The organism is Nodosilinea sp. LEGE 07298, assembly GCF_015207265.1.
Classification (GTDB): domain Bacteria; phylum Cyanobacteriota; class Cyanobacteriia; order Phormidesmidales; family Phormidesmidaceae; genus Nodosilinea.
Genome location: NZ_JADEXE010000480.1, coordinates 1 through 3,164 on the forward strand (window position 1 = coordinate 1; position 3,164 = coordinate 3,164).

The 3,164-nt window shown below is 59.6% G+C and carries 2 protein-coding genes; both read left to right on the forward strand.

Annotated features, from left to right (window positions below; all coding sequences use genetic code 11):
* Positions 1-1,160: AAA family ATPase (locus tag IQ273_RS31985; protein ID WP_194027117.1), on the forward strand; the 1,160-nt coding region annotated here is incomplete at its 5' end.
* A gap of 415 nt (positions 1,161-1,575) precedes the next feature.
* Positions 1,576-2,871 carry a tetratricopeptide repeat protein gene (locus tag IQ273_RS31990; RefSeq protein ID WP_194027118.1) on the forward strand — a complete coding sequence of 432 codons (1,296 nt, stop codon included), beginning with the start codon at positions 1,576-1,578 and terminating at the stop codon, positions 2,869-2,871.
* The last annotated feature ends 293 nt before the right edge of the window (positions 2,872-3,164 follow it).

A 3,164-nucleotide genomic window follows, 5' to 3' on the forward strand; every position in this document is an offset into this window, starting at 1 on the left:
TCGCTAGCCAGCGCCAGGGGGTGGTGCTGGCCCTGCCGCAATTGCGCGATCGCCTCCAGCTCACCCTGTTCGAAAAAAACGTGCTGCTGCTGGCCCTGGCCCCCGAGGTCAACCAGCGGTTTGGGCGGCTCTACAGCTACCTGCACTACCAGCACGATGAGGCCGACTGGGACTTGCCCACCGTCGATCTATGCCTGCGATTGCTGTGCCGCAATGACCTAGAGTGGCGGCGATCGCGCCCCCTGATTGCCCCCAACAGCCGCCTGGCTAGCCTCGGCCTGGTGGAATGGCTGAACGCTGACGACACCACCCTGCTCAGTCGTCACCTGCGCCTTACCGAAGACCTCGCCACCTACCTGCTCGCCGAAGCCCCCGACCCCACCAGCATCGATACCTGGGCCATCGCCCCAGTGGCCGAAGCCAGCGAGTCGTCTGAAATTCCGGCGGAGAGCTGGAACAGCCTGGTGCTGCCCGATCCCCAGCTGGCGCAGCTCAAAACCGTCGCCGCCGCCGCCCGCGCCACCGATGGCACCATGGTGCTGCTAGCTGGCCCCAGCGGTACCGGCAAAACCCTGGCCGCCAAGGTGCTGGCGGCAGAGCTAGAGCTGCTGTTGGTGATCGTCGATCTGGCCACCATCGTCCCCGACGACGACGGCACCATTCCTGAACTCGACGATCTGGCCAACCTGCCCCCCTGCGTGCTGCTGCTCAAAAACGCGCCCCAGTGGTTGGGCCGCACCCCCACCGCCGAAGCTGCCCTGGTGCAGTCGTGGGTGATTCAGCGCCGCCGTCAGCCAGGGCTAACCCTGCTAGCCAGCCCCTACTTGCAAAGCATCAAACCCTCCTGGCGGCAGGCCATAACCGGGGTCGTTGAATTTCCCCTGCCCGATGCCGCCGCCCGCGAGCTGCTGTGGAAGCGGGCCATTCCCCAGGGCACAAAAAAAGATCGCAATCTGCGCTGGCCCCACGTGGCCCAGGAGCTGGAGCTAAGCGGTGGCGAAATTAATACCCTCGCCCAGACCGCCGTCGCCCTGGCCCAGCAAACCGATCCCCCAACGCTAACCCTAGACTGCCTGCATCAGGCTCTGGCTCTGCACCATCCCGGCATGAAGTTGCCCAAACCGTCACGGGCCAAGCGATCGCAGCCCAAGAAAAGTTGACTTCAGCAGAACCAGGAAATTCCTGAGAAAGAAGATATAGCTGGGGCCAGTCTGGTTAAGACAGGTCTCCTATGAGCGTTCAAACGTTTGAACGTTCATAGGGTTTCTGGATGTCCTAACCAACGTGACTATGGCTATACCAGCTTTAATTCAGCGACTTTCGCCGCCGTAGGATGGGTATTACCCACCACGAAGAAAACTTAAAGGCGCGATCGCCGTTTTTTGAAACTGTTTTAGTCTGTATCGATGAGACTGGGCCTGGCTCCATACAGGGGAGCAACCGTCGCCATGCGCTAGGTTATCAGGCTTCCGCTAAGATTTCAGGGTCATACCCTTGTTTTGGCTAGGGCCTGCGGTCAATTGCCGCCATCCCAAACTTCCCCATTGACCGCAACTTGCCTGGCCTTGTTGCCCTATGAAACCGGTTCAGCCCTTAGAAACCGCCGTCAACGACTATCGCCAGTGGGTTAGTACCCTGGCGAAGGATGTTGATGTCTGGCCAGCGGAAACGGTGTTGGCTGCGTTGCACAGCCGCGATCGCATCCAGTACCTGATCGATCAGCTGGGTGAGATGCCAGAGACTCAGATTCTGCCGCCCCAGTTCTGGCTTGATCTCGCCAACGCCGATGCTGATCTGGGCCGTCAGAGCGATCGCCTTCGCGCCCTCCCCGATCTAGCCAGCTGGCGCAAAAGCGTTCACCCCCCCGAGCATCACTGGTGGTGGTACCCGCCAGATCCCGAAATCCCCAAAGATGGTCTGGCCTGGCTGTGGGGCGGCCTCACCATCGCCATGCTGACCATTAGTTTGGCCCTGGCGCAGGATATTGCCAGCCGTTTCACTACAGATGCGCCGGGGATCTGGAGTTCATTGGGGGCGATCGCACCGGTTATTCTCACCCTGTTTGCCAGCGGTGGTGCCCTCACTAATGTAGGCCAGCATGCCTTAGAGCGCATCCTGGCCAGCCGTACTTCCGCTCAAACCAACTGGGCCAGAATCAAGTTTGTCCTGGCCTTTGCCCTGGCTCTGGGGTTGTTTCTGTTTCACTCCCTGGGGCTGCCCCGCATTGCCGCCGCCTACAACCAGCAGGGCGAAGAGCAGCTTGACACAGGCGACTGGGCCGGTGCCCAAAACAACTTTCAGCAGGCCCTCAGTCTCAAGCCTGACTACCCTGAGGCCCAGTTCAACCTGGGGATGATGTACGAAGCCTATCAGCAGTACGACCAGGCCCGCACCGAATACCTCAAAGCCTTGCAGGGCGGCTATTTGCCCGCTTACAACAACCTCGCTCAGCTCTACCTACAACAGGGCGAAACCGACAACGCTGCCCCTCTACTACGGCAGGCCCTGAGCGCCCCTGATTTAGAGCAAAAAGGGCCAGAGTTAGAGTACGCTCTCCACAAAAATTTAGGGCAGGTGCGGCTCGCCCAAGATCGATTGCCCGAGGCCGAGGCGGCGCTGCGCCAGGCGATCGCGATCGGTCAATCCTTGGAGTCCCCACCGCCCGACGCCTATTGTTTGCTGGCACAGGTTCGCGAACAGCAGGCAATGCTGCCCAACTCCCCTACCTACCCAGGCGACCCGGCCATTCCCTCCGCCCAGGCCGCCTGGGCTCGCTGCCTACAAACCGCCACCCAGCCCGCCAATGATCGATGGGAAACCATGGCCCGTCAGGCGCTAGATCAACCTGAACCGGCCAGCAATTCCAACTAAAACTTTTGCGGTTGTGAGCAGGGCTATGCCTTGAGCTAAAGATGTTTGTAGTGAGCGCCTAGGATGCTTGTGGGTGAGGCAATGGCACTGGATTTCTAAAGTAGGACGCTTTCTGAAAGGCCTGCGAGACAAGGGATGCAGGCAACGAAAAGCCAAGGATATTACCTACCCCTGTTAAGGTGATCATTCGTACTAGTGCGGTCAATTGGATAAGCTAAAGACGTTACCCCTGGCCGCTTAGAGTCAATGAGTTAGCGTCCCATGATAAACGCGCTATTCGAGCAATTTGTTGA

Bases quoted from the DNA above. Each gene is read 5' to 3' on its own strand.
- IQ273_RS31990 (WP_194027118.1), top strand. From the start codon at position 1,576: ATGAAACCGGTTCAGCCCTTAGAAACCGCCGTCAACGACTATCGCCAG.